Source organism: Bacillus sp. SORGH_AS_0510 (genome assembly GCF_030818775.1).
Taxonomy (GTDB): domain Bacteria; phylum Bacillota; class Bacilli; order Bacillales; family Cytobacillaceae; genus Neobacillus.
The window spans coordinates 2,139,315-2,160,263 of sequence record NZ_JAUTAU010000001.1 but is presented as its reverse complement, the minus strand read 5'-3'; the positions used below and the strand labels follow the sequence as shown (position 1 = coordinate 2,160,263).

Below are 20,949 nucleotides of genomic sequence, written 5' to 3'. Positions count from 1 at the left end.
AGCTGGACAATTCTCGAAGTCAGATTTTTATACATTCTTGTTGTCAAAAGAGGTTGACCCATTATGAGTCAACCTCTTCTTTAATCAGCTTGTTCATTTTGTTTTTGGATTTCTTTTAATGCTTCCACTCTGCACTGGTCTTCCTCAAAAAATTGAACCAGATCCCCGATTCGGTCAATGGAATCCCAACTCAAATGGTGTTCAATTCCTTCAACATCCACATATATATTCTCGTCTTTAACACCTATAATTTTTAAGAATTGTTCAAGTAATTCATGTCTAAAAACTAGGCGCTTGCCTATTTTATTACCTTTAGTGGTCAATCTAAGACCTCGATACTTTTCATAGACTAAATATTCATCTTTATCTAATTTTTGTACCATTTTTGTTACTGAGGAGGGATGTACAGACAGCGCTTCGGCAATATCCGATACCCGAGCGTATCCTTTTTCTTCAATTAATATATATATTTGTTCGATATAATCTTCCATACTAGGTGTTGGCATCCCGTACCCTCCATTGATAAGAATCATTAAAAGTTTACTATAGAAAAAATTAAGTGACAAGGTTCTTTATCACTTAAATAAAACAATCTTGTATTATTTTGGTACTGGTTCGTTAAACAAAAATCTTATTTTACTCTCCTTCTCATCAAGAAAAAGCCTAGCATTAAAGGTTTTGTCTTTATTTTTAAAACCATCTATCAGCTCAGTTTTCCCTTCTGAAAGGAGAAGTTTAATATTTTTTTGTGTTATTGTTTTCCCAAGAATCTTTTTCGAGATGGTAAAATTGCATTGGTTTTTTTGATAATTAGAACATCCGTAAAAGCTTCCCTTATCAACTATAGATCCATCACATTTTTTACAAGTTCCAAGTTTCGTATAAGTTTGCCTTTTGTTTTTTTGTTTTCCAGGAGTAAATTGATCGCGTAGGTCATCCGAAAAGGACCACTTTTGTTCCTGCTCTAGACTAGATGAAATTAAATGTATAACCATCTTCTTTGTTTGATCCATAAATTGCTTCGGTACAGCCGAGCCTTCAGAAATTTCTTTTAACTTCTGCTCCCATTTAGCAGTCATTTCCGGTGATGCAAGGATTTCTGAACCAATAGCATCGATTAATATTTTTGCCTTTGCAGTTGCGTACACTACGTTCTTTTTTACTTCAATGTATAATCGATCCTTTAGCATAGTAATAATGCCTGCTCTTGTGGCCTCTGTTCCAAGGCCTTCCGTTTTTGATAATACTTTCTCAAGCTCCTTATCATCTATATGCCTACCAGCCGTTTTCATTAACGTAATCAGTTGCCCTTCCGTATATCTCTTTGGTGGCTGTGTTTGACTTTCTTTCACTTCTACCTTCTCAGTTATTCCTTGTTCTCCTTTTATCAAAGACGGGAGTGCAGGTTCATCTTCCCGATCTTTTGATTTTATTACCTTTTTCCAACCTTCTTCTATTTGAACTTTCCCTTTTGAAATAAATGCAGCCCTTCCATCTACTAAAGTGGTCACCGTCGTATATTCAGCAATCGATTTATTATAGTGTGCCGCAATTAAGCTAGTAACCACTAAATCATAGATTTTCCGCTCATCTGGGCTTAGTTTTTCTACATTGGGTATTTGTTCTGTTGGAATAATTGCGTAGTGATCCGTAACCTTTTTTTCATTTACATATCGCTTATTTTCAATTATGGATTGATTGGGTAATGGAAAAAAAGCAGCATAGTCTTTAATATGACTTAATTTTTTCAGTATATCCGGGAAAGTAATGGCTTCTTCTTTGGTTACATACCGAGAGTCTGAGCGTGGATAGGAAACATTTCCTTTTTGGTAGAGCTTTTGCATGATATCTAGTGTTTTTTTAGGCGAAAATTTAAAACGTTTATTTGCTTCTGCTTGAAGTGCAGATAAATTATATAGTAAAGGTGGCAAAAATTCCTTTTTCTCTGATTGTACTTCACTAACCTCAGCAGGTTTTTCTCGACAAAATGCGGCTACTTTTTCAGCTAATTCTTTTGTTTTCACTCTTGTTTCTCCGTCATTTTGCCATTTGCCACTATATTTCTTACCATTGACTTTAAAGTGAGCAAGAACCTCCCAAAATGGTTCAGATTTAAAATTCTCTATTTCTAATTCTCTTTTCACTATTAAGGCCAACGTTGGCGTTTGCACTCTTCCAACGGAAAAAACATCAGAAAAACCCTGTTTTTGAAGTAACAAACTGTATAGTCTTGATGCATTCATACCAACTACCCAATCAGCACATGCTCTTGTATACGCTTCAAAATATAGATTTCTTGTATCTTTTTCTTCTAGCAGTTTTTTAAATCCGTCTTTAATAGCATTTGCTGTTAACGAAGAAATCCATAATCTTCTCATCGGTTTCTTACATTTAGTTAATCTAAGAATATTACGAATGATGAGTTCGCCTTCACGCCCTGCATCCCCGGCATGGATAATTTCTGTTACTGCCGGATTCTCAATTAGTTTTTGGATAACCTGATATTGTTTAGCTTTATCTTTAGTTACTTCATATTCAAATTGCTCAGGTATAATTGGCAGATTTTCTAATGACCATTTTTTCCAGCCAGACTGATACTTTTCTGGAGCTACCAATTGACAAATATGTCCAATAGCCCAAGTCACATAAGCACCTTTTGGAAAAATATCATTGGGGAAAATTTCAATAAATCCATTTTGCTTTTTATGCTTAAAAATTGACGCTAATGTTGATCCTTGATCAGGTTTCTCGGCAATAATTAATTTCATTTCAATTGCTCCCTTTTTACAAAGCATCCATGATTTCATTTTCCCATTAAATTCATTAACCGTAAAGTTTGAAAAATCTAGAGAAATTTTTATAACAAAAAAACTTAAAGAGGGTCGCCTGTGATAGGCGACCCTAAAAATATTAGACGATTTCTACTTTAATTTATTTAAAGGTATGTCTTGTAAATACCAGTTTTCTTCAGGAATAATATTGGAAACAGTTAAAATAAGGGAGGGAATTCTTTCAACATCAAAAACTATGGCACCAATTTTCTTTGCAAACATAATAAACGCATTTCCATGAGAAAAATCAGCTAATTCCTCACCAATATGAAGCAACGACATCAAGATGGCCTGTTTTTCTGCCGCATCAATAAAAACTTGTGGTGAGAATCGTAGGATCCAATCCTCCCCTGCAATTGAAAATCGAAACATGATATCCCCGCCTCTATAACAAAATATTATTAATTTAACATATGAGGCGGGAGGAATTTTATGTTAGACGAACATTAAAATTCTATTTATGTTAAATTTGGAGGAATGTTGATAAAATAACCAAAAAAACGTTTGCATTTCTTGACTGTATTATTTCCTTATTGTATATTTAAAGCATCATGTACCAATTAAATAATGCACATAAAGTTGCTGTTTTTTTATTACATGATAATATTTATCTTTGACACCAGGGTGTCTTGAAAGGCTTAGGAGGAAGAAGTACATGCAAAACGGTAAAGTTAAATGGTTTAACAATGAAAAAGGTTTCGGTTTTATCGAAGTTGAAGGCGGAGACGATGTATTCGTACACTTCAGCGCTATCACTGGTGAAGGCTTCAAATCATTAGAAGAAGGCCAAGAAGTTTCTTTCGAAATCGTTGAAGGAAACCGCGGACCACAAGCTGCTAACGTAGTAAAACTTTAATCTTATAATTATAACCACTCAAAGGCTGACGTTACTCGTCAGCCTTTTTATACGTATTCATCCTTACTTTAGTTTTTTCCCATATTCCTGCAATTTTTCACCAACTGTACATTGGCTTATACAAAATCGATGTGCTGCTCTTCGTCCATTTTCTTTTTTTATATGCTGGTGTAAAAAACAGCCCTCACAGTAATGAATCATTAAGTTTTCCATATGACTTAACAATTCCCTTCTACATACTTGTTCCATTAAGTAAACGCACCCTTCGATTATAGAATTAATGTTTTTGCGAATATTTCTTTACCTTCTAAAGCCTGGGTGGCTAACCGATCTGCCTCTTTGTTTTCTTTTCTAGAAATGACAGTATACTTAGGTACGAGACCGAGTGCTTTAAGTTTTTCCTCAATCCGATCTAGCCAGCGATTTAGTGTTTCTTCATAGCATGGCCATTCCCCTTCAAGTTGTTTTAATATACCTTGAGAGTCACCTTTGAACTCGCAGGATAATTGCTGAACACCTAAATCCTCTAAAATATTCAGAGCATAGTAAAAAGCTGCATATTCGGCTTCATTGTTGTTCTCCAATTGTTCTAGACGCTCATTAGCCCTAATACGGTATTTCTTTTTGCCCTGTTTAAAAAATATTACAGCTCCTAATCCCGCTAAATTTGAATCCTTTTGATACCCTCCATCAAAATAAACGGTAATATCATGAGGTTCTTCCTCAATTTCAGTGAGCAGTTTTTTCATTTCTTTTAAAATCCAAGATGTCCCTTTTTCATCATAAAAATACAATTCAGATACTTTTCCTGTCGCTTCAAGCTCCTCACCAATCTGTATGGCAACTTCTCCAGAAACGTACTCTGATGAAAAATGCACTTTTTCGTTACTCTTCAATTTATATTTCCACTCTAATTTATAATTCATTTTATTCAGCCTCTCATGAATGATTTCAAGTTATAATTGAATTTAAAAACCTGCTTCTGCTTATTTATATGATTATCATACCCACTTAAGCAAAAGAAAATATTTTCCTGCATTACTGTGTTAAAATATGATAAACTTGAATAATTAATTAATTGGAGGAAAAAGCATGATTGAAGTCTATATTGATGGAGCTAGTGCTGGTAATCCTGGACTAAGCGGAGCTGGGATTTTCATTAAGGCTAACGGCACAGCTGAAGAATATTCTATACCTCTTGGTCCAATGACAAATCATGAAGCTGAATTTCATGCTTTTATCCACGCATTAAAAATATGTTTAGACAAAGGATACATTCACTCAGTTGTGTCGTTTCGTACTGATTCTGAACTAATTAATAGGGCGATGGAAAAAGAATTTGTAAAAAACAAACAATATTTGCCATTACTTGAAGAAGCTTTAACCTTATCAAGGAAAATGGAATTATTCTTTATGAAATGGATTCCTAGTGCCGAGAACAAAGTAGCGGATAAATTAGCAAGACTTGCCATTCAAAAAAACACTAGTGAAGGAGCCTAGTTCGTTTAACATGAAAAGACCGTTATTTGCAGATTTGAGTTTGCTTCTTGTTACGTTGATTTGGGGAACTACTTTTGTTATAGTTCAAAATGCTATTGATTTTCTAGAGCCTTTTGCTTTTAATGGTATTCGTTTTGCAATTGCGGCTCTATTATTGATGATTTGTCTCGTTTCTTTTGAAAGGAAACAATTACAAAAACTAAACTTAAAATTGCTAGCCTCAGGTATCTTTATTGGGTTTTGGCTTTATCTAGGATATGTAACCCAAACCATTGGTCTTCTCTATACAACTACATCCAAAGCCGGATTTATTACGGGATTAAGCGTTGTTTTAGTCCCTTTATTTTCAATGCTCTTACTAAAACAATACCCAAGCAAGAATGCGGTTGTTGGTGTGTTAACTGCTACTGTCGGCCTGTTCTTACTCACTATGACGGATGTAACATCCTTAAATATTGGTGATGGTTTTGTGCTTGTTTGTGCAATTAGTTTTGCACTTCATATTATATTAACAGGAAAATTTAGCAGTAAATATCCTACATTATTATTAACGGTTATACAAATTTCGACTGTTGCATTATTATCAATGGTATCCTCTTTTATATTTGAGGATTGGAAAAAGTCATTTCAACTGGACATTCTTTTGTCACAAGATGTTATTTTTGCCCTTATTGTTACTAGCATCTTTGCAACTGCTGTGGCATTCTTTATCCAAACAAATTTCCAAAGGTACACTTCCGCAACTAGAGTTGCTTTAATTTTCGCAATGGAACCAGTCTTCGCTGCCATTGCCGGATACACATGGGCAAATGAAAGGTTATCCTCCAGTGCTCTCTTAGGGTGCGTTTTGATTTTTATGGGGATGATTTTTGCTGAAGTTCCAATGAAAAAAGTTCCTCCACTAAAAAAAAATAAAACCATTGAGGGATGAAAAGAGGTTGACTAAGTCAACCTCTTTCATCATTTAAATTGCTATTAATTCTTTTTCTTTAATAAATCTGATTGCATCTTTTCTACTGTCTATTTCGTTCGATATAAGCGTTTCCAATAAGGAAACATAAAAACTGCCATCAAAGCATTTTTGCGCTTTCAATGTTAGCTCTATCGCAGTATTGATCATCTCATCGGAAGCATTTGTATAGTGTTTTCCGAAGAAAATAAATCCAATTGCATCTTCTTGAAAATGAAAGCCTTTACCTTTCAAGTAGTGCAAATACTCTTCCACTGTTCGCACTGACTTAACCAATCCTCTCCGAAAATCTTTAACCATCCCTTTAAAATCTTACCCTAAAAATAGATGATTTTCTATTCTTTTTTGTACACAAATGCCCGATAACGCCCACTAAAACACCGAGGATTGCACCACCAATTACTTCTTCTGGTTGGTGCCCTAACATTTCCTTCAGTCTTTTCGGTGATTCCTGTTCAAACTCAACACTTTCATCTTTGTGGATTTTCTCTATCAAATCGTTCATTGAGTTCACCTTTAATGTTAGCTCACCTGTTTGCCTTCGGACACCTTGTGCATCGTACATAACAATTAGTCCATAGACGAGGGAAAGAGCAAAATCGAACGTCGGTAATCCCCTTTGTAAAGCAATATACGTGGTAAGTGTAGAAACCCCTGCTGAATGTGAACTCGGCATTCCGCCTGTTCCAAAAAAAAGCTCAGGACGCCATTCATTCTTTTTAAAATAATGGATAGGAATTTTCATCCCTTGAGCTAGTCCAATGCTAAAAAGTGCTAAATAAACACCTTTATTCATTAAATCACCTCTACCATTATTGTTAGAAATCCAAATTTTTTTATTCTCTGTGGAAATACTAACTAAATGGGAGGTGAACATTAATGAGTAAAAAACATAATGCTAACCGCGGGGTTAAAGCACCTGGAGTGAATCCTCAAGGATATGGACAAGACGCAGAATTCGCAGAAGAACCTAAGAGCAAACTTGAAAATGCTGCGAAAAAGAAAAATACCAAGTAATTGGCCAATGAAAAAACTGGCTGTACTTTAAGGTAACAGCCAGTTTTTAAATTTATTTAAGAAATAACGGCTTCATTCAGTGGCAGCAGTCTCTGTAATCCACGAAGCTCGACTTCCAATAATTTATTTAACGCTTTTTCTTTTTCAATTTGAAGACCTGTTTCTTCAAAGTTATATGTCACAGGGACATCGCATTTTATTTCCGCAAGCATTCTAGATAGATGCAACATTTCCAAATCCTGTTCAATCTTTGTTTTATTCGATTTTGATAAACGATCCAGGTTAGAGATGATTCCCTCAATATGATGATACTCTTGTAAAAGCTTTAACGCTGTTTTCTCACCAATTCCTTTAACTCCTGGATAATTATCACTAGGGTCACCCATAAGTGCTTTTAAATCAATCATTTGCTTTGGAGTGATACCTTTATCTTCAAAAAAGCTTTGAGGCGTGTGAACAAGATAGTTTCCGTATCCCTTTTTCATCAGAATGACGGAAATACGATCATCCAGTAACTGAAGAATATCTTGATCTCCCGTGAGTATTGAAACATGCGCGAATTCCTTTGCATGCCTAGCAACTGTACCGATGCAATCATCTGCTTCAAAGCCTTCTAATCCTATATTGGGTATATCAAAAGCAGCCACTACTTCCTTGACTAAATCAAATTGAGGGATAAGCTCAATTGGTGCTTCGCCTCTATTTCCTTTGTAGTCTGGGAACAACTCTGTCCGAAAGGTTTTGCTCCCCATATCCCAACATACTGCCAAATGAGTTGGTTTAAACGAGGAAACAGCTGTAAACAAGTGTTTCACAAAACCATGAATTCCATTAGTAGGAATACCCTTTGAATTGATCATAAATTGTCCTGTTACTGCAGTTGCATAAAATGCACGGAATAATAATGCCATCCCATCGACTAGCATTAATGAAGGCTTTTGACTATTCAATTTCTAATCCCCCTATATATAAGATAAGCGGCAGCACCATTAAGGTGCCGAAACGCTAATCCTGGTATTTTATTCACATGCTCCCCATTATACCATAGGTTTGATTAGTCAATTATACGATATTATTTCCATCGTACGAAATCCAATCACTGAAGCTTCCAACATATAGCTTTACCTTTTCATATCCAGCTTCCTTTAAAGCTAAAAAATTGGGGACAGCTGTTACTCCAGAGCCGCAGTATACAATAATCTGGTTCTCTAAATCAATATTGGCAAACCTTTGTCTTTGTTCATCAACTGTTTTATATCGACATTCACTTAAGCCTTCCATCCAAGGCTTATTTAGTGCACCTGGAATATGTCCTGCTTTTTTATCGATTGGTTCTTCTAATCCAAGAAATCTTCTCGCTTCTCTTGAATCAATTAATATACTATCTTTTGACTGATTTTCCACTACTTGTTTGACTTCCTCTGTTGTAGCAAGAATATCCGGGTTTAGTTCTACATGCATTTTTGCAGTTTTGATCGAAGGAATTTCTACTGTTACAGGACCATTAGCTTCCAGCCAGCCTTTATACCCTCCATCAAGGACATAGACATTTCTATGGCCAAGGTACTTAAGAAGCCACCAAAATCGGGCTGCATATGCTCCTTCTCCAAAATCATAAGCAATAATTGTTGTTTCGTTGGTAATTCCAGAATTTTCGAGTTTCCTAACTAGTTCATCAATATTTGGTAATGGATGCCTTCCTCCATGCTCTTTAACAGGTCCAGACAAGTCCTGTTCCAAGTCAAAGAAGATTGCACCTGGAATATGACTTTTAAGATAATCCTTTTTCCCTTTATTGGGATCCATTAAGGAAAAGCGGCAGTCGACAATTTTCAAAGTACTATCATCCAACTTTTTGATAAGCCATTCTCTGTCTCTTACATACTTCATCTAAGTTCTCCCCTTTTTAAGCCCTTCTATTTTGGAAGCTTTTGTTGAAGATCCATTAATTCAATAATAGATACACCACCATCTAATGTTGAAAGAATACTTAAGTAATAATCATCTGCTTGTTCATTCAATTTCGATAGTAATTGTTCCGTTTCTACCATTAATTGTTTTCCATAATGGAAGCACAAACGCTCACCTTCATGTTTTAAATAATCATCAGCTAACCCGCTTACAATTTGGTTCAGTTCTTCCATCATATATTGTTTCTCGTTCTTTTCAAAAAAGGATTTTGGCGTTTTAAAGTGACTCATAGCTTTGGTAAATAGCTGGTTATCTACATCTTTAAATGCTATCGGGAAATCAATTTCTTCAAAGTTCGGCTTTTCATAGGCAGAAAAAGAAAGATCACGATTGACTTCAAGTAGATTTCTGATAAGTTGTGCATGATAGTCTGTAAGGAGCTTTTCAATAAATCTATCTATTCTTACGGTAGTCGCTCTTAATTCCTGTGCAAAATCAAAACCAAAGCTTTCTAAAAATTCATCGAGCCCTGACTGCAACGCCTTTTTTAAATTACGTCCATCATCTCGTAGGGTTGATGGATTAAATGCCTCCTTAAAGAAATCACCATATCGAAGAAATACCCTTTGCTTAATGTAGTAAATTAATTCATCTGCTTCTTGGAGTAAACGGTTTCGTAGGTTTTCTCCAGTTTGTTTTTCTAGTAATTTCTTGATGTCAGCTTTTTCTTTTTCGAATTCCACTTTCTTCATTTCTTTAATGCTTTCATCTTCCTGTGAACTTTTTATTAATTTATCTACTAAATCCCAAATACGCTGTAATTCGTTCTCTGCAGAAGATATAGCCATTTCCGTTAAATCATTGGAAATAAATTGATAAAAAGCCTTTTCAAAATGGTTCATCCCTGATAATGGAATTTGGTTTCTATTTTGCTTCTCATTTAACGCAATCAAGCTTGATAAAGAATAAAGATGCGGATTTCGGATTCCATATTTTAGTAATTGTTCCCCAACATATTCGGCTACAAGATTCTTTTCCTCATCATTTTCAGCAAGGTCAATAGCGTTAATAACAAAGAACATTTTATCCATTTGGAAGGAGTCCTTTACGCGCCCCAGCTGAATTAGAAATTCCCTGTCTGCCTTTGAAAAAGCATGGTTATAGTACGTAACAAATAAAATAGCGTCAGAGTTCTTAATATAATCAAACGCAACCCCTGTATGACGAGCATTAATACTGTCAGCCCCTGGTGTATCAACAAGCGTAATCCCTTTTCTAGTTAACTCACAATCATAATATAGTTCGATCCATTCTACATAACATGATTTTTCCTCGTTTGCTACAAACTCATTAAAATCACTGAGTTCTGTTACTTTAGTAGTTCCAAGGAGAGATACTAAAGAGTTAAAACCTTTTTTAAATGCCTGTAAAAAAGCAAAATGAGTTTTCTCTAATATCCCTTCCTGCCCCTTTTCAAGCATAATTTGATCAATTACTTTTACCGCTTCAGTTAGCTCCATTACATGTAAATCAAAAACCTTTAAAGATCGATTAATATCATCAAGCATTGTTACGTAATCTTTAAACTTCACCAGTACTGTTCCGTGTGGATATTCAGATGTTACCGGCTTAATCTTATTAATGGCAGCAGTAGTTGGGTTAGGCGAAACGGGTAAAATTCTTTCACCCATTAATGCATTGGCAAACGAAGACTTCCCGGCGCTAAATGCTCCAAATAACGCAACAGTGAAACCTTTATTTTCTAATCTAGATGCCTTATCTTCAAGTTCTTTTGAGAGCTTTTTGAAACCAGGTAAACCTTCAATCAAATTGGATGTAAGATGCAGTCGTTCAACTGTTTTCTTTAACTGATTGTCTTCCTGTTTAAACTGCTCCTTTTCATTCTGAAGAATTATATCTATATTTTCCGTGTGTAAAGATAACTTTTCCTCAGTGTTTACGACATTTATTTCTTTTTGAGTTTTAATTACTTCGTATTCTTCTTCCTCCTGAATAAAAAGAGGAGCTTCCTCTCGAAGTATTTCATGTTGTTCAAACAATTGATCAACCATTTTTTCTTTATTGAATATATTCAGTTCTGACTCTTTCAGTGTTGTTAAGGCTTTTACATACCTTTCCATTCTACTGAACTCTGCTTCGTATTGTTTCTGTAATTTCGCCGTTTGGATTGATAGACAATCCAAATATTTATATTTAAATTCTGAAAGTAGATTTCTAGTCAATCTTTTTATCTCATTGACAACATCTTCGGTATAACGAAGTACATAATCCCCCGTTACACGGGCTCCTGATTTAACAGTATCCACTAATAATTTTATTGGAACCTGGATGGTAAACGATTGGGCTAAGCCTTGCAGTTCAATATTTTCAATTTTTTCGTCCTTTATACAACGCAATAAAAACTCTCGTATATGCCACTCCAATTGCGATTTTATTTTATCTTGTAAATCTTGATAAAAATTTTCTAATCTCTTATTTTTCTCTTCTACTGTTTTTTGCTTTGAGAACAAGAAACCTACTTTAAATTCAGGTTGGGATGCTTCTAAATAACTCTCCGCTAATGATCTTGTTTGAAAAGGCATAAGATATGCATTTTTTAGGATTTTTGAAAGCTCATTTTCAAAAACTATTTCCTTCTCTTTAGTCCCTTCATTTATTTTTTTTAGGTCTGAAGTGATTTTATTAAAAGAGGTTTCTAAGTCATGTTTCTCTTTATCTGATAACTCATTTAATATGTCTAGAACAGGAGCGAGAGCTTCATCTGCTGTCTTATGGGACTGTTCGATATGATCTTGAGCAATTTTTCTTAATGAATGAGAAACAGATGGCACCAATAATTGATCCTTTTCGTTTAACTTTGATTGCATAAACTGCTGGAGTTCATTAAATTCATTAAAAGGATGATCTTCAACTTTTAATGAAGTATAAAAAATCCTTTCAGGTCTTACTCCCCAAGATGCAAATGAGTCAACAACACTTTTCTGAAAATCCGAAAAACTCAACTCGTCATTTTTGTGCTTATCAATTTGATTAATGACTAAATAAATTTCCTTACCAGCTTCCGTTAATTCTTTGGTGAATAGGAAATTTAATTCAGCTTGAACATGGTTATAATCCATTACGTAAAAAATTAGATCTGCAAGATGCAGGGCTGACTCAGTGGCTATCCGGTGGGCATCATCTGCTGAATCAATTCCTGGTGTATCCATAATCACCGTATTCTCAGGTAAACGAGACTCACTATGGCTGATTTCGATCTCTTCAATCTGATCTCCATCTTTACAATAATTTTTGACTAATCGATAGTCGTATGGAGCTAGATACAATCTTGATTTTTCATTTTTGAAATATACCTTTGCGTATTCTTCCCCCGCTTTAACTCTTACAAGGTTTGCACTTGTTGGAATCGGGCTTGATGGTAGTAAATTTTCCCCCACTACTTGATTGATCATCGTTGATTTTCCTGCAGAAAAATGCCCGCAAAAGGCAATAAGAAACTCTCTATTCGATAATTTCCGAGCAAGCTGCTTTACTTTTTCTGCCTGTTCAATATCATTTTCTTCTTTTAATAAATTATATAAAGATACCATTTTATATTTTAGTGTTTCAATCGTTTCATTCTGTCTAGCAGTTTTAACCATCTCAAATTCCCCTTAACAACGTAGTAATATTATTTATTTTATACGATAATTCAAACATTTCCTATCTTGACACCACTTTTATACAACAAAATTTAAATTTTTCGGTTTCACGCAAAAAAAAGCCTAGGATTTCTCCCCGGCTTTTTAAAAACAGTTAATTTATCTTTACTTATTATTGAGTTACATTTCGTAAGACGTGCTTCATGACAAATGCGTAAACTACAATTGTTCCTCCTACAAAAGCAAGAGCCATATGTAACACCTTCCTTATCAACCTTAATGAGAATGATTTTCATCGTTAAGGTCAGTTTAACATAGCTGATAATCATTTTCAATAACCTTTTTAAACTGTCACAATTATTTAACAACCCTAGGTAGAAAACGTTTACAATTTTCAAAAGCAGAAACATATTCTGTTAAATTCTGAAGGGCTCTCTCTTCCTCAGAAATGCGAATGGAAATAATCATGGCGTTTAATAGTGTAAATAACCCAGCCGTAATATAGCAAGAAAACAATAATGGAACAACTAGTAACTCTATTGCTACCACCAAATAATTGGGATGTTTTATATAACGATACGGTCCCTTTTTGATCACCTTCGCATTCTCAAGGACTAGAATCTTTGTATTCCAATACTCTCCTAAAGAAGCTATTACCCAAATACGCACTATTTGTGCCACGATAAACACGAGAAGTAAAAGTAACCACATTGGTGATATTACACGATTCAACCCAATTTTTTCGACAAAAAAAGAAATAAAAAATAGGACATGCATGCTTACCATAAACTTATAGTGCTTTTCACCAAACTCAATAGCCCCTTTTTGCTTCATCCATCTCTCATTTCTTTTAGCAATAAAAAGCTCAACCATTCTTTGTAAAGTGATGATACAAAATAAAACAAGAAAGGGAAAAAGATTATTCATTATGTCCACCTCATCAGTAGAAGTTCTGAACTAAAGCCAGGACCGAGTGCAGTACCTAGACCAAATGTATCCTTAGGAATGTTCCTTTCCATCATTCGTCTTAGTACATAAAGAATAGTAACTGAGGACATATTACCGAATTGCTTTAATACTTCTAGAGAAACATCAGTCATTGAAGCAGGTATATCTAATGACTTAATATAGGCATCCAAAACCTTTTTTCCTCCTGGATGTGCAATAAAATAGTCAATCTCACTAAGGTTCATTTGATATTGATCTAGAAACTCTTTGACATTAGGTTTTAGCCAGTCTTCAATAATACGTGGAATATCTCGAGAGAATACAACAAATAAACCCGTATTTTTTATATCCCACCCCATAACATCCAATGAGTCTGGCATTAGTGTAGATTGAGTACCAACAATTGATGGATAGGTTATCTTTTTTCTATATCTCTTTGTATCAGATAAGTCTCCGCAAACCAATGCACAGGCGATTCCATCTGCAAAAAGAGAGACCCCGATTAAATTACTTTTGGATAAATCATTATGCTGAAAGGTGAGACTGCAAAGCTCAACAGATAGGACAAGAACTTTGGCTTCAGGAAAGGCCAAGCAGTATTCAAATGCTCTTGATAGCCCTACAGCTCCACCTGCACAGCCTAGGCCCCAAATCGGAATACGTTTTGTGTGGGAATGAAATGGCAAACGATTCATTATCCTGGCATCAATACTAGGAGTTGCGACACCAGTGGTGGATATAAAAAAAATTGCGTCTATTTCCTCAAAAGGAAGTTGTGCTTCAAGAAAGATTGTATTACTTAAACATTTGACAATTGCCTCGCTGCCCAATTTTACAGCCTCTTCTATATATGCATCATTTTTTTCTTCAAACGTATGGTGAGACTTAAACCACTCTATCCCTTTTACAAAATGTCGCTTTTCAATTTGTCCGTTTTGAAATGCTTTAAGGAGTCTTTCAATATCCCTAAATGATTCGGCAAAAAGATCCCGAGCGAACTCGACTGCTTGTTTTTGTGTTATCTCGTGAGGTGGAATAACCTCAGATACAGAAAGAATTGCTGGCATAAAACATTCTCCTTCATCCTTTGTACGGGTATTTTTTCCAATCAAAAGAAAATTATTCCGAAGTTTTAGCCTTAAAATGGGCAAAAAAAAACGCCTCCCTTTGATAGGGAAGCAAACGTTTTGAAGGTTGTTGTTGTTGTGCACTTAAATTATAACGTGATTTCGATTTCTCATCATTACATAATCTTTTCCAATTTAAATAGCTTACTGTTTTTCGGGTTGAGACTGAACTTCAATCTTTATTTTTTTATTAGCCAATGATCCGCAAATCCCACAAGGCTGTTCTGCGTTATATAGAATTCGACATTGTTCACAATAATATTTTTCCAAAGTAATACCTCACTTCCTAATAAAATAACTCGTGATGATTTATCTTATTTTCCATTTTCAGGAACGTGTGACTTTGATGAGCGTAAACTGAGAATTTTATTTGTGAAACATTATTCAATTACTTTTATCACAGTCAAAGTGTGATGATTCACATTTATGTCACAATTACCCGTGGGTTAATGTGACATAAATCACTGTTACATCAAGTTTTTAACATTAACATAGTAGATAACTAAGGAATGAACAATTTGTGAACTTCCAAAATTTATATTTTACTTTCACATTTGTTTTGTATTATGAAAGAGAACTTATTATTTAATTTTACTTTTCTGAAGGGAGTGCAAAGGGATGGCAAAAACGGAATTAAAAACAAAACAAAAAACAGAGATCGAAGATAGCTCTTCTCTCAAAGGAACATTAGCGTCCGTTTTCTTTTTGGGACTTTTCATTGTGGTCACTTGGGTAGGTGTCTATTACCTATTTGTCGAACGTTTTTAATGATTGAAGGGGGAAAAAGGTTATGCATATGCATAAATTCGAAAAAATTTGGCTTGCTTTTGGAGTAGGTGCCCTTGTTGTTTTCTTGGTCACCATTGGAGTCAGTGCTTTTTATCTAGGTAACAAACCACCTAGTTGTTTAACTACTATTAATCCTGAGAAGGTCAATCAAACAAAACCATTTACAGAGCCTGGCCTTCACAAAGTTGAAGGGAAAGATTGGGACTATGAATTAGTGTATGTGGCTTCAGCCTTCTCATTTAATCCTGTGCAAGTAAAAGTGCCACTAGGTGCTAAAGTAAAAGTCATTGCAACAACAACAGATGTTGTTCATGGATTCGAAGTAGCTGGAACTAATATTAATATGATGCTTGAACCTGGTTATGTCAGTGAATATACGACAACCTTTGATAAGACTGGCGAATATCTAATTGTGTGTAATGAATATTGTGGTGCTGGACACCATTTAATGAGTTCAAAGATTGAGGTGGTAAAATAATGGTTAACAATACAGCTATAAAAGTAAAAGTTGACCCACGTGATGCAAAGCTTTCGATGGCACACTTTTTTGTCGCCTTCTCCGCTCTTGCTCTTGGCGGCTTAATGGGCCTATTACAAACCCTAGTTCGTTCAGGTAAATGGGAACTTCCTTGGGGAATCGATTATTATCAAGTTTTAACAGTCCATGGAGTATTAATGGGACTCGTTTTAACCACTTTCTTTATCATGGGATTTCAATATGCAGCTGTAAGTAGAACAACTGGTGGACATTCCGCCGGAGCAAGGCGTACCGGCTGGGTTGGCTTTTGGGTTATGTTGGCCGGTACAATAATGGCTGCAACAATGGTCTTGCTTAAAGAAGCGTCTGTTCTTTATACATTCTATGCTCCACTAAAGGCACACTGGATTTTTTATTTGGGTTTAACCTTTGTAGTTGTGGGAAGTTGGATTGACGGCTCTGCACAGATTTTGACCTACGCTAAATGGCGCAAGAATAACCCAGGACAACCAAGTCCTTTATTAAGCTTTATGGCTGTTGTTAATACTGTACTTTGGATCGTCGCTACATTGGGTGTTGCTGCTACCGTATTATTCCAATTACTGCCTTGGTCACTTGGTTTAGTAGATACTGTGGATGTACTAGTCAGCCGAACATTGTTCTGGTATTTTGGTCACCCATTGGTTTATTTTTGGTTATTACCAGCTTATATGTGTTGGTATGCTATAATCCCAAAAATTATCGGGGGCAAAATTTTCTCAGATTCATTAGCTCGTTTGTCTTTTATTTTGTTCTTGCTCTTCTCTATTCCGGTTGGGTTTCACCACCAATTAACCGAACCTGGAATTGATCCAGCATGGAAGTTTTTACAGGTTATCTTGACTTTCATGGTTATCATTCCTTCATTAATGACAGCCTTCTCTTTATTTGCAACCTTTGAGAGATATGGCCGTTCAAAAGGCGCAACTGGTCTTTTTGGCTGGTTCAGAGTTCTACCATGGGGTGATGCTCGTTTTATCGTTCCATTCATCGGTATGGCCGTTTTTATCCCAGCTGGTGCTGGTGGTATTATTAACGCTTCAAACCAGATGGACCAGGTAGTTCATAATACTATATGGGTAACAGGCCATTTCCATCTAACGGTAGCAACATCTGTTGCGTTAACATTCTTCGGTATTTCTTATTGGCTGGTACCACATTTAACAGGTAGAAAATTAACAAAAGCAATGAATAAACTAGGCATTATTCAAGGCTGGGTATGGACTATTGGAATGGCCTTCATGTCAACTTCCATGCATGCACAAGGTTTACTTGGTGGCCCACGACGCTCTTCCTTCTCAACCTATGGTGGTGCGAAGCAAGCGGCAGAGTGGATCCCTTACCAAATTGCTCAAGCAGTTGGTGGCTCCATCCTTTTCTTAGGTATTATCTTAGTACTAATTATCTTTATCAATCTAGCATTCTTTGCTCCAAAGGGAGAAGAAGAATTCCCAGTTGGTGACGCAGAACGTCCAGAAGAAAAAGCACCTATGGTATTTGAAAACTGGAAGTTATGGCTTGGTATTACTGCCGCCCTTATTCTTTTCGCTTACACCATACCATTTATTGATATTATTCAAAATGCACCACCTGGCTCAAAAGGATTCCAAACTTGGAGTAAATGGTAGTAAGAAAAGTGCAAGCGCCTTAGTCATCCCCGACAGGCAAATGTTCTTCTGCGAGAAAATTCGCTCTTTGACTTTACTTGCAGAAGGTTATTTGACCCGAACTGTAACAATCATCGCTTTAACAAGCCATGATTGTTACAAGATACTCAAGGTAGAATATTCAGGATGAAAACTGGCTAGGCGCTGGAGCTGGACAATTCTCGAAGTTGAATTTTATATATACTATTTTCTTAAAGTAAAGGCTTCAATCAATTGATTGAAGCCTTTTCTGGATATTTCTCATTAAAACTGTTTTTTGGTCGACTGATTAGCAAGACAGACAATAGAATAAAGAGTGTACCAATTCCTTGTGTAACTCCAAATTCTTCTCGATATAGAAAAACACTTAATATAGTTGCTACTACAGGTTCAACTGTTGCAATTATAGCAGCTTTGCTGCTATCTATTTTTTCAAGACCTTTCGTATAAAATAAATAAGCCATAACTGTTGGAAAAAGTCCCAACCCTACTCCGTATATTAGTACCTCGCTATTTAAAAGCAAGTGACCCTTTTTCCATAAACCTGTTAAAGGCAGTAAGGTTAAAGAGGCGATTACAAATGTATAAAAGGTGACCGTAAATGGTTGGTATTTTTTTAATGCAAACTTTCCAAAAATGGTATATAAGGCATAGCCAAAACCAGCACCAAGTCCCGTTAGAATGCCAAGAAAACTAATACTTGTAGCAGCATTAAAATTTACCCCCACAACCAATACACACCCTAGAATCGTACCTAGGACTGATAATAATTTCACCTTATCCATTTTTTCCTTTAAAAGGAAAAAGGATAACGCAGTGACAAAAACAGGTGCCGTATATAATAAAATAACGGCAATTGATAAACTCATTTGATTGATTGCGGAAAAATAACACCAATTAAATAGCACAATACTACATATACCTGTTCCAATAAACAGTCTAATATCAAGCGGTTTTATTTTCATTTGAGAAGAGTATTTACTCATTCCAAGGATCCCAAGCAATACGGCAGCAGTAACCACCCTTACTGTTACAATTTCCATTGGAGAGAAACCTAAATCACTTAACTTCCTTACGAATATGGCAATAATCCCCCACAACGCTGCACTGCTAGAAATTAAAAGAATGGGAATAATCTTTTTCACTGTATTAGATATACCTTTTGATACTTATCTACTAGATACTCAATTAAGTAATCTGCATTTAAGCCCTCACCTGTCACATCTTTTAAGATTTCTAGCGGTTTCTTTAATTTCCCGTATTGATGAATATGATTTGTCAACCACTCTTTAATCGGAAGTAAATTTCCTTCTTCTAATAATTGATCGAAATGAGGCAACTCCTTCAGCATCTGATGCTTGAATTGTGCCGCATACATATAACCTAGTGCGTAAGATGGAAAATAACCAAAGCTTCCTCCCGCCCAGTGAACATCCTGTAGGATACCTTCTGCATCATTGGTCGGTTTGATTCCCAGATATTGTTCATACATTTCATTCCAAATCATAGGAAGATCCTTTACCTGCATGGAACCATCAAATAAGCCTTTTTCAATTTCGTAGCGAATCATTATATGAAGCGGATAGGTTAATTCATCGGCTTCTATTCTAATAAAAGATGGTTTTGATTCATTAATTGCCCGGTAAAAGCTTTCAATATCTACACCATCAAATTGACCATTTGCATATTTCTTTAGGTGTTCAAAATTATTTTTCCAAAATGGAAGGCTCCTGCCAACAATATTTTCATAAAAAAGAGATTGGGATTCATGAATTCCCATAGAGGAAGCAGAACACAAAGGTGTACCAATCAATTCTTTTGAAAAATTTTGTTCGTATAAGGCATGGCCCCCTTCATGGATGGTTCCAAAAACAGCCGTCCTGAAATCATTTTCATCATATTTAGTTGTTACACGTACATCACCAGGATTTAACCCAATCGCAAAGGGATGAACCGTTTCATCCAATCTACCAGCTTGAAAGTTATACCCCATTTTTTCCAGTATATCTAAACTGAATCCTCGTTGATTTTCTTTTTTAAAGGTCTTAAATAAAAAGTCTGTATTTGGCTTATTCGTTGCTTCAGTAATTTGTTTGACTAAAGGAACGATTCTTTCTCTTAATTTTGCAAATACATCATCTAGTACCGTTGTTGTCATCCCTGGTTCATACATATCTAATAAGACATCATATTTCTTTTCTCTAGAACCCCAGTAACCAATGAACCTTCTTGTTGTCTCTACCAACTTTTCTAAATAGGGACTAAACATAGAAAAATCAGCCTTCTCCTTTGCTTCCTCCCAAATACTCTCAGCCTTTGATTGAAGGATTACAAACTTTTTGTACTCCTCTGCAGGTATTTTCTTGTTTCGTTCATATTCCTTTTTACATTCTTCGAGTACTTTTCCTGTCGATTCATCCAGTTCCATCTTAGATAAATTTGCTATGTATGCAGCCATTTCCTCAGATGTAGACATTTTAAATACTTCGGAAGATAGCATGCCTATTACTTCTGATCTTTGTTCTACCCCCTGCTTAGGAGCCCCTGTTCTTAAATCCCAATACAAAACACCAAGCGCCTCATGGTAAGCAGTCATTTTTTTCACATATTCCATAAACTCTTTTTCTAATTGAACAGCCTTTGTACTCAAGGCAATGCCCCCTTTCATAACGCTTAAATTTTACCATATAATTCTGAAAAGTAGGGATTTTAAGATTAATAAGGATAAAAAAAACAACAGAAAGAATTTTCTGTTGTAAAATATATTTATATAGGGAAAAACCGGAAAACAATATTCACGTAAAATGTTTAGCAAGAGTTAGTAGCCTGATATTTTAAAAATCACTTATTAAAAACTACTTTTTACTGATTGCAACCTTCCAGGTTTCAGGACCTTCTTCGAGATACTCCCAAGAGAATTTCTCAGGTCGCTCCATCATGAACTGATATAAAAGCGGCCTTGGATCATGGTCATTCACTATCATCATTGTTTTGCCTGATTCTAATTCATCAAACCCGTTGAAAATGGTTGGATGTTTTTCACGTGGTGGATAATCAGGTACATGGATTACTTTTGCATAAGTTTGCAACATTATCACTCCTTTTATTTTGTTTACTTTCTACTTTATTATAAGAAATCTTCTTCTCACTATTTGTGCGACTTATCACACCTGAG

General features: G+C 35.5%; 22 protein-coding genes. 7 read left to right on the top strand and 15 right to left on the bottom strand.

Translation table 11 applies throughout. The features are described 5' to 3' along the window. Positions 1-80: 80 nt before the first annotated feature. The 3 genes from mntR to QE429_RS11050 all read right to left on the bottom strand — a co-directional run bounded on the left by mntR (position 81) and on the right by QE429_RS11050 (position 3,203). Positions 81-506, bottom strand: a complete 426-nt coding sequence (gene mntR / locus QE429_RS11060; protein ID WP_307287050.1) for a transcriptional regulator MntR — start codon at positions 504-506, stop codon at positions 81-83. 93 nt (positions 507-599) lie between these two features. Further along, entirely contained in the window at positions 600-2,768 is a 2,169-nt protein-coding gene (locus tag QE429_RS11055; protein WP_307287049.1) for a DNA topoisomerase III, read from the bottom strand. Positions 2,769-2,921: 153 nt separating this feature from the next. Then, positions 2,922-3,203 carry a hypothetical protein gene (locus QE429_RS11050; RefSeq protein ID WP_307287048.1) on the bottom strand — a complete coding sequence of 94 codons (282 nt, stop codon included), beginning with the start codon at positions 3,201-3,203 and terminating at the stop codon, positions 2,922-2,924. Positions 3,204-3,486: 283 nt separating this feature from the next. Between QE429_RS11050 and cspD the strand changes: the two genes are divergently transcribed. Then, positions 3,487-3,687 (top strand): cold-shock protein CspD, encoded by a 201-nt coding sequence (gene cspD / locus QE429_RS11045; RefSeq protein WP_026563856.1) that lies wholly within the window; start codon positions 3,487-3,489, stop codon positions 3,685-3,687. A 63-nt stretch (positions 3,688-3,750) separates the two neighbouring features. On the opposite strand, the gene QE429_RS11040 is transcribed toward cspD, so the two are convergent. After that, on the bottom strand, positions 3,751-3,936 hold the full coding sequence (locus QE429_RS11040; protein ID WP_307287047.1) for a zinc-finger domain-containing protein: 186 nt from the start codon (positions 3,934-3,936) through the stop codon (positions 3,751-3,753). Between the two features lie 20 nt (positions 3,937-3,956). Then, the gene (locus QE429_RS11035; protein WP_307287046.1) at positions 3,957-4,613 is read right to left on the bottom strand and encodes a reverse transcriptase-like protein; all 657 of its coding nucleotides are present in this window, start codon (positions 4,611-4,613) and stop codon (positions 3,957-3,959) included. A 166-nt stretch (positions 4,614-4,779) separates the two neighbouring features. Here QE429_RS11035 and QE429_RS11030 point away from each other — a divergent pair, with 166 nt between their 5' ends. Further along, positions 4,780-5,187 (top strand): reverse transcriptase-like protein, encoded by a 408-nt coding sequence (locus tag QE429_RS11030; protein WP_307287045.1) that lies wholly within the window; start codon positions 4,780-4,782, stop codon positions 5,185-5,187. A gap of 10 nt (positions 5,188-5,197) precedes the next feature. Beyond that, positions 5,198-6,118 (top strand): DMT family transporter, encoded by a 921-nt coding sequence (locus tag QE429_RS11025; protein WP_307287044.1) that lies wholly within the window; start codon positions 5,198-5,200, stop codon positions 6,116-6,118. 33 nt (positions 6,119-6,151) lie between these two features. Here QE429_RS11025 and QE429_RS11020 read toward each other — a convergent pair whose 3' ends face one another. Together QE429_RS11020 and QE429_RS11015 are read right to left on the bottom strand one after the other, a co-directional pair. Beyond that, a complete protein-coding gene (locus tag QE429_RS11020) occupies positions 6,152-6,421 on the bottom strand; it encodes a DUF6123 family protein (protein ID WP_307287043.1) in 270 nt (89 codons plus the stop codon). 40 nt (positions 6,422-6,461) lie between these two features. Then, positions 6,462-6,953, bottom strand: coding sequence for a divergent PAP2 family protein (locus QE429_RS11015; protein WP_307287042.1), 492 nt, complete (start codon positions 6,951-6,953; stop codon positions 6,462-6,464). 83 nt (positions 6,954-7,036) lie between these two features. Here QE429_RS11015 and sspL point away from each other — a divergent pair, with 83 nt between their 5' ends. Beyond that, entirely contained in the window at positions 7,037-7,174 is a 138-nt protein-coding gene (gene sspL, locus QE429_RS11010; protein ID WP_307287041.1) for a small, acid-soluble spore protein L, read from the top strand. 56 nt (positions 7,175-7,230) lie between these two features. Here the strand turns inward: sspL and QE429_RS11005 are convergent, their stop codons facing one another. The 5 genes from QE429_RS11005 to QE429_RS10985 all read right to left on the bottom strand — a co-directional run bounded on the left by QE429_RS11005 (position 7,231) and on the right by QE429_RS10985 (position 14,762). After that, the gene (locus QE429_RS11005; RefSeq protein WP_307287040.1) at positions 7,231-8,124 is read right to left on the bottom strand and encodes a 5'-3' exonuclease; all 894 of its coding nucleotides are present in this window, start codon (positions 8,122-8,124) and stop codon (positions 7,231-7,233) included. Between the two features lie 112 nt (positions 8,125-8,236). Beyond that, positions 8,237-9,064: a sulfurtransferase gene (locus QE429_RS11000; protein ID WP_307287039.1), complete on the bottom strand. Its 828-nt coding sequence runs from the start codon at positions 9,062-9,064 to the stop codon at positions 8,237-8,239. A 26-nt stretch (positions 9,065-9,090) separates the two neighbouring features. Continuing rightward, a complete protein-coding gene (locus QE429_RS10995) occupies positions 9,091-12,747 on the bottom strand; it encodes a dynamin family protein (protein ID WP_307287038.1) in 3,657 nt (1,218 codons plus the stop codon). A gap of 357 nt (positions 12,748-13,104) precedes the next feature. Beyond that, entirely contained in the window at positions 13,105-13,674 is a 570-nt protein-coding gene (locus tag QE429_RS10990) for an isoprenylcysteine carboxyl methyltransferase family protein (RefSeq protein WP_307287037.1), read from the bottom strand. Continuing rightward, on the bottom strand, positions 13,674-14,762 hold the full coding sequence (locus QE429_RS10985) for a type III polyketide synthase (RefSeq protein ID WP_307287036.1): 1,089 nt from the start codon (positions 14,760-14,762) through the stop codon (positions 13,674-13,676). Before QE429_RS10985 ends, QE429_RS10990 begins: the two co-directional genes overlap by 1 nt. A 678-nt stretch (positions 14,763-15,440) precedes the next feature. On the opposite strand from QE429_RS10985, the gene QE429_RS10980 reads away from it, so the two are divergent. Genes QE429_RS10980 through QE429_RS10970 form a run of 3 tightly spaced genes read left to right on the top strand, consistent with a single transcriptional unit; the run spans position 15,441 to position 17,756 of the window. Beyond that, positions 15,441-15,590: a cytochrome c oxidase subunit 2A gene (locus QE429_RS10980; RefSeq protein WP_307287035.1), complete on the top strand. Its 150-nt coding sequence runs from the start codon at positions 15,441-15,443 to the stop codon at positions 15,588-15,590. A 22-nt stretch (positions 15,591-15,612) separates the two neighbouring features. After that, complete coding sequence (locus tag QE429_RS10975; protein WP_307287034.1) at positions 15,613-16,089, top strand: cytochrome c oxidase subunit II; 477 nt, start codon at positions 15,613-15,615, stop codon at positions 16,087-16,089. Then, positions 16,089-17,756 (top strand): b(o/a)3-type cytochrome-c oxidase subunit 1, encoded by a 1,668-nt coding sequence (locus QE429_RS10970; protein ID WP_307287033.1) that lies wholly within the window; start codon positions 16,089-16,091, stop codon positions 17,754-17,756. The genes QE429_RS10975 and QE429_RS10970 overlap by 1 nt, the downstream gene beginning before the upstream one ends. A gap of 248 nt (positions 17,757-18,004) precedes the next feature. Here QE429_RS10970 and QE429_RS10965 read toward each other — a convergent pair whose 3' ends face one another. From QE429_RS10965 to QE429_RS10955, 3 genes are all read right to left on the bottom strand, one after another. Then, positions 18,005-18,919 carry a DMT family transporter gene (locus QE429_RS10965; RefSeq protein ID WP_307287032.1) on the bottom strand — a complete coding sequence of 305 codons (915 nt, stop codon included), beginning with the start codon at positions 18,917-18,919 and terminating at the stop codon, positions 18,005-18,007. Next, on the bottom strand, positions 18,916-20,388 hold the full coding sequence (locus QE429_RS10960; RefSeq protein ID WP_307290771.1) for a carboxypeptidase M32: 1,473 nt from the start codon (positions 20,386-20,388) through the stop codon (positions 18,916-18,918). Before QE429_RS10960 ends, QE429_RS10965 begins: the two co-directional genes overlap by 4 nt. 241 nt (positions 20,389-20,629) lie before the next feature. Further along, positions 20,630-20,866, bottom strand: a complete 237-nt coding sequence (locus QE429_RS10955) for a DUF2249 domain-containing protein (RefSeq protein ID WP_373463188.1) — start codon at positions 20,864-20,866, stop codon at positions 20,630-20,632. Positions 20,867-20,949 lie beyond the last annotated feature (83 nt).